Source organism: Hyphomonas sp. (assembly GCF_037969335.1).
Lineage (GTDB): Bacteria > Pseudomonadota > Alphaproteobacteria > Caulobacterales > Hyphomonadaceae > Hyphomonas.
Genome location: NZ_JBBKXE010000038.1, coordinates 1 through 5,820, shown reverse-complemented (window position 1 = coordinate 5,820; position 5,820 = coordinate 1). Strand labels below are relative to the sequence as shown.

Here is a 5,820-nt window from a genome sequence, read left to right as displayed (position 1 = left end):
CACCCCTTCCGGCCAAGCCCGTAATGCCCCCTATGCCAGCGGCACCAGCCATTCCCCCCGTCCCGTCGGTGATGGAACTGAAGGGGGGCGATAAAGGCTCGAAACACGTTTTCCTTTTCAATAGAAGTGAAGAGGAAGCCGAGAAGACCGCTGCGGAGTGGGAAGCCTGGGCTCAGGCGGTCGAAGCGCGCACGTCCGAATGGGAGGCGGTTGTAGATCAACGCATGAGCGCCTGGGAAGCGGTATATGACGCAGACAGCGAAGCAGCGAACCGCGAGTTAGAAGCCCGTGTCGAAGCCTGGGCGAACGAGATCGAGACTCGTGTGGATGCCGCTTATGGCGGCGATTTCGAATACCATATCGACGACGTGTCAAAGGCCATCGAGTCGCTGGCGCTGTCTTGCCGCGATACCGCACTCGCTCCGGGTGAGACCCGCATCCTGAGCAGCGAAACCGCGAACGGGGAAACGCTCCACGTCGCATGCGTCGAGGGCGATGAATCGCGCCTGCACGCACCTGAAACGCTGGCAACCATCAAGCATAGCGAACTTCTGTGCGATGACGAAAAGCAGGCCTTTACAAGCAAACTGGCGTCGAAGCACAAAATCGAGATCAGCAAGAACTAGGCGCGATCCTTTCCCCTATGGCTCGCGTTAAAGGCCCTGGCACGGTACCGTCGCCGGGGCCCAATACTGTCCGGCAGCCAATACACTCTTTGCTGAATCGTTGCTGGCCTCTAGGGTGGAGCGTTCTCAATCAGGTCTGGATGGATGCGCCGAATGAACGCCAAGATTGCCATGATATCGCTCAGCCTCGCGACGCTTGCGGCTTGCGCCTCGGTGGAACCGAAGGCCTGCACGGCTGAATGGGTCGACTACAAGACCGAAAAAGTGCTCAAGAAGTTTGCATCCAACAATCGCGGCCTGATCAACGACCTGCGCCGACTGCAGGGCAAGGATGGTGACGTCGATCCCTTTGTTGCAATCCAGCTCGCCTCAAAAACAAAGCAGATCCAGAAGTTCGCCGACACATTCCAGACCATCGTCGTGCCTGAACTCGAAATGGCTGTCGACCAGTGCGGGAATGAGAAACTCGTTCCGGCATTTACCGAATTCCTGCGCGGCGAAGGCGTTGGAGAAGAGACACTCGAATGGGTCGCCCCGCTGATCGGGCTGATGCAGGACATGCGCGAGGCCGAGAACACGTCGCCGCGGCGACTGTGAGCCAGGTTTCAAGGTAGCTGACAGATGAAAACCCTGATCGTTGTTCCCGCCCGGTATGGGTCGACCCGATTCCCCGGCAAGCCGCTGACGCTGATTGCCGGGCAGAGCATGGTCAGCCGCGTGGCCGGCATGGCGGGCAAGGCGGCGGCGGCGCTTGATGATGCCGCGCATGTGGTTGCCACCGATGACGCCCGTATCGAAGCCCACTGCCGCGAACGCAATATTCCTGTCGTTATGACCGATCCCGCCCTGCCCTCTGGCAGCGACCGCGCGCTCGCGGCGGCCGAAGCGCTGGGAGTCCAGCCTCAAGTCGTGGTCAACCTGCAGGGCGACTCACCCTTCACACCGCCTGCTCATATCATCGCGGTCGCGCAGGCCGCGATGGCGTCGGGCGCAGATGCCGCCACGCCCTATGTGCGCCTGTCCTGGGAAGCACTCGATGCTTTGCGGGCGCACAAGCTGGAGACGCCCTTTTCGGGCACGACCCTCACGCATGACCTCAACGGTCGGGCGCTCTGGTTTTCGAAGATCATCCTGCCTGCCATGCGCAAGGAAGCCGCGCTGCGTGCTGCGGGCGACCTGTCCCCTGTATGCCGTCATATCGGGCTTTATGCGTTCAAGCTGGACGCCCTGCGCCAGTATGTCAGCCTGCCGGAGGGACGCTATGAACAGCTCGAAGGGCTGGAACAATTGCGCCTGCTCGAGAACGGCATGTCGATCCACTGTGTCGAGGTGGCGCCCGACACGATCGCCATTCCGGGCATCGATACGCCCGAAGACGTGGCGCTGGCCGAACGCCTGATCGCGCAACATGGCGACCCTGCGGGAGACTGACACATTGGCCCGTTTGATCATCGTCCGGCACGGCAACACGTTTGATACGGGCGACACACCGACCCGCGTCGGCGCACATACGGATATGCCCTTGTCGACATCCGGCACGCGCCAAGCAGCTGCCTTGGCCACACATTTTCGCGACACAGGATTTACGGCGGCGTTCTGTTCGCCCTTGCTGCGCACACGGCAAACAGCCCGCTCGATACTCGCCGGACGCGCGGTTGCACCGGCTCTCCTGATATTGCCCTTCCTGACCGAGATCGATTACGGCCCGGACGAGAACCAGACGGAGGACGCCGTCATTGCCCGCATCGGCGCCGAGGCGATCAATGCCTGGGATGCTAACGCCACCCCACCACCGGGATGGCACGTCGATCCGGCTGCCCTGCGCGCCGCCTGGACGGGCCTGCTGGCGCGTGCGGCGGAGCTGGGCAGCGATGCCGACATACTGGTCGTTACCAGCAACGGAATCGCGCGGTTCCTGCCGGACGTGGTGAATGACGTGCCCGTCGGTCTGGAGCGCAAGCTGAAGACAGGGGCCTGGGGCACCGTCGTGGTTGACCGTAGCGGTGCCCGCATTCTCGACTGGAATGTGAGACCCTAGAAAGGGTCAGGCAACTTCGCGGGAATCATCTTCGGCGACCAGTTCACTGGCGCCCGAAATCGGCAGCGAGATGGCGACCGTCGTGCCTTCGCCCTCGATCGATGAAAGGCTGAGATGGCCGCCGTGCATTTCGGCAAACGACTTGGTGAGCGCCAATCCGAGACCGGTGCCTTCATAGTTGCGATCACGTGAGCCGGAAACCTGCTCGAACGGCTTCGCAAGACGGGGCAGGTCTTCGACCGGAATGCCGATGCCCGTGTCGGTGACACCGATATAAATATCGGGACCACGTTGCTCGACAGCGACGGTGATGGTGCCGCCAGCGTCGGTGAACTTGATGGCATTGGACAGGAGGTTCAGCACCATCTGGCGGATCGCCCTGTGGTCGGCGTCGAGATCAGGCAAGCCGGGCTGGGCATCAAGGACAATGGATATCCCCTTGTCCTCTGCCTTTCGGCGGATCATGCGCACCGCAGCGTCCACCGGATCGACAGGATCGATCGGTTGCGGGTTGATGGTCATCTTGCCCGCCTCGATCTTCGCCATGTCGAGAATGTCGTTGATCATATCCAGCAGGTGCTGGCCGGATGTCAGGATGTCGTGGGCATAGCCCTTGTACCTTGTGTCACCCAGCGGACCGTAAAGTTCGTGAGCGAGGATTTCCGAGAATCCGTTGATCGCGTTGAGCGGCGTACGCAGCTCGTGACTCATATTGGCCAAGAAGGCAGACTTGGTGTGCGCCGCGTGCTCGGCCTTGGCTTTCTCCTCCGAATAGCGCCGTGCGAGTTCGCCGGCCCGGCCTTCGGAGCGCTCCAGATCGAGAACAGCTTTGCGCATGCTCTGCTTCTGACGCCTCAGCGCTTCCTCTTTTTCGACGTTTTCCGTTACGTCGATGCCCACGGTAATCAGGCCACCCTCCGGCGTCGGCCGTTCGACGACCTTGAGCCAGCGATCTGACTGCAACTCGATCAGCGTCGTTCGCGGGTCTTCGGTTGATTGCTTCTCCACACGTATAGCGCCCGCACGGGCGATCATGATCGTGTCGTGGCCGATGCCCGGTCGCAGCGTGTCCTGTAGTCTGAAATCGAGCGCAAAAGCACGATTCCAGTAGAGCAGGCGCTGGCGATGATCCCACAGGGCGAACGGGCCTGTAAAGCCTTCGATGGCTGCGCGCAGGCGCCGCTCAGCCGCCTTGACGCGATCCTCGGACTGTTTGCGCTCGGTAATATCAAGCACGATACCACCAAAGAGAGTTGGCTGATTGTCGGCGTCATTGGAGAGACTGCCGCGCATTTCGACCCAGATGGGCGGCTGTGAAATCGTCAGGAAACTCGTCTGAATCCATCCGATGCTGCGCGCTTTTTCGAGAGTTTCAAGCATGCGCGCCTGGTGCTCGGGATGAACCTGAACCAGCAAATCACGCGCGTCGAGCATGCCCGCGCCTTCCATGCCGAGCAGTTCAGACGCGCCCTCGCTAAGAAAGACGGATGTTCCGCCCGGCGCCCATTCCCAATACCCGGCCCGCGCACCGCGCATGACAAGGCCCATGATCCTGTCAGCTTCACTGTCGCGGGTTTCTTCGATGATGGTGGCCGTTTCTTCCTGCGACAGGCGATTCATCAGGCCTATGATCGCAAGGACCGGAGCGGCCAGGAGCAACGTGAAGATCAGGAGCCGGATAAGGTCATCCAGGTTGAAAAGCGGGTGCAGGACCGATTCACACAGCGCGACCGGACTATGATCCAGCGGCGCACACGCCGTCGCAATACGGTCGAGACCACCAACCGACCGCAGGCTGGGCCGGCCAACCTGGATTGCGCTGTCTGTTCCGGCCAATGCAGGATCGCCTGCGCCGATACGATGGCTGCCCGATACCAGCGTCAGCCTGCGTCCAGTGGCCGACACAGGCAGCCACGTGGTTGCGGGGGCAATCGCCAGCATCGGCGTGCCGGATTTGGGTTTCGATACGAGTATGATGTCACCCTGGCTCGAAATGCCCAGGCGATGTCCGTTTTCAAGGAGAGACGCCGCCGTTTTGGCCGCTTCATCAAGGCGGCTGCCGGGGGGGGATTGCTGCGCGTCAGTCAGGGACAGAACGGTGTCTATACCGGGCGCCGCAGCCGTGATTGCCGAGCGTGATGAACCGATATCCGCGACAAGACGAATGACCGTTTCCGCCGTATCTGCCCGGCCCTCAACGCGTCCGGCGATAGCACGCACGTCGCCCTCAAGCGTTGAAAGCGTTGCAATATCAGCGCTTTGGCGTTCTTCCCATGCCTTGAGGCCCAGTGCGCCCGCCATCAGGACGATAATCGCCAGTATGGTCCATTTCAGGCGCGCTGAAACTCTTGCAGACGCCTTGTCTGCAACGGTCAATCCTTCAGCAATGACGCTATCATCCGCCAAGGAGACTCCACTCTCTGCGCATTAGGCACACGTATCCATCTTCCGTTCTCAGCCGGAATCCTTGCACAAATGTTAATAACCCTGACAGAATCGTTAACTACGCGTCCGCGTTCAGCCCAGCGCCCGTCCGACAATGTCTGCGGAATTCGGCGACAGCTTTGCCTCCTGCAGGCGCTTGAGAGTCGCCTGGGCCGCAGCGCCAGCCTTGGGTTCGAGGACCCGCCATTGCTCGAAAGCGGACAGAAGCCGGGCCGCGAGGGCCGGATTGGCCGCATCGGCCTTGAGGATGATGTCTTCGACCGCGCGGTAGCCGGACCCGTCAGGTGCATGGAAGGCGGCAAGGTTTGCCGTTGAGAATACGGCGATGACGGCCCGGACCCGGTTCGGGTTCTTCAGGTCGAAATCGGGATGGGCAGCCAGTTCTGCAACCGTTGCTGCCGTTCCCTGCCCGGCCTGAACCGCAAACCACTTGTCCATGACGATCGGATTGTGTTTCCAGTTCTGCTCGAAGTCGGCGAGGGCCTTGTCGCGCTCGGGGCATTTGCCCTTCATGGTGAGGGCCCGCATGGCGGCGAGGCGCTCGGTCATGTTGGGCGCCTTTTCATACAGCGACAGCAGTTTTTGCGGGGCGTCTGCGGTCTCCGAAGCTCCCATAAGGTTGATAAAGGCTCCCCGGAGTGCGCGGATCCCAGCCTGTTCGGCAGAGGGGCGGTAAGGGGTTGGTGAGGGGGCGGCAAGGGTGTCGGTGAT

6 protein-coding genes are annotated in these 5,820 nt (G+C 61.3%); 4 read left to right on the top strand and 2 right to left on the bottom strand.

The genetic code is table 11. The annotated features are described in order from the left end of the window. The 4 genes from AADA04_RS02650 to AADA04_RS02635 form a co-directional block, all read left to right on the top strand. On the top strand, window positions 1-626 hold a 626-nt coding region (locus AADA04_RS02650), incomplete at its 5' end, for a hypothetical protein (RefSeq protein ID WP_340691685.1). Window positions 627-779: 153 nt separating this feature from the next. Next, window positions 780-1,223, top strand: coding sequence for a hypothetical protein (locus tag AADA04_RS02645; protein ID WP_340691684.1), 444 nt, complete (start codon window positions 780-782; stop codon window positions 1,221-1,223). 24 nt (window positions 1,224-1,247) lie between these two features. Then, on the top strand, window positions 1,248-2,057 hold the full coding sequence (locus AADA04_RS02640; RefSeq protein ID WP_340691683.1) for a manno-octulosonate cytidylyltransferase: 810 nt from the start codon (window positions 1,248-1,250) through the stop codon (window positions 2,055-2,057). A 4-nt stretch (window positions 2,058-2,061) separates the two neighbouring features. Further along, window positions 2,062-2,664 carry a histidine phosphatase family protein gene (locus AADA04_RS02635; RefSeq protein ID WP_340691682.1) on the top strand — a complete coding sequence of 201 codons (603 nt, stop codon included), beginning with the start codon at window positions 2,062-2,064 and terminating at the stop codon, window positions 2,662-2,664. Between the two features lie 6 nt (window positions 2,665-2,670). Here the strand turns inward: AADA04_RS02635 and AADA04_RS02630 are convergent, their stop codons facing one another. Both AADA04_RS02630 and AADA04_RS02625 read right to left on the bottom strand, forming a co-directional pair. Further along, on the bottom strand, window positions 2,671-5,070 hold the full coding sequence (locus tag AADA04_RS02630; protein WP_340691681.1) for a PAS domain-containing sensor histidine kinase: 2,400 nt from the start codon (window positions 5,068-5,070) through the stop codon (window positions 2,671-2,673). Window positions 5,071-5,181: 111 nt separating this feature from the next. Next, window positions 5,182-5,820, bottom strand: a 639-nt coding sequence (locus AADA04_RS02625; protein WP_340691680.1) for an aminopeptidase N C-terminal domain-containing protein, incomplete at its 5' end; no start/stop codon positions are given.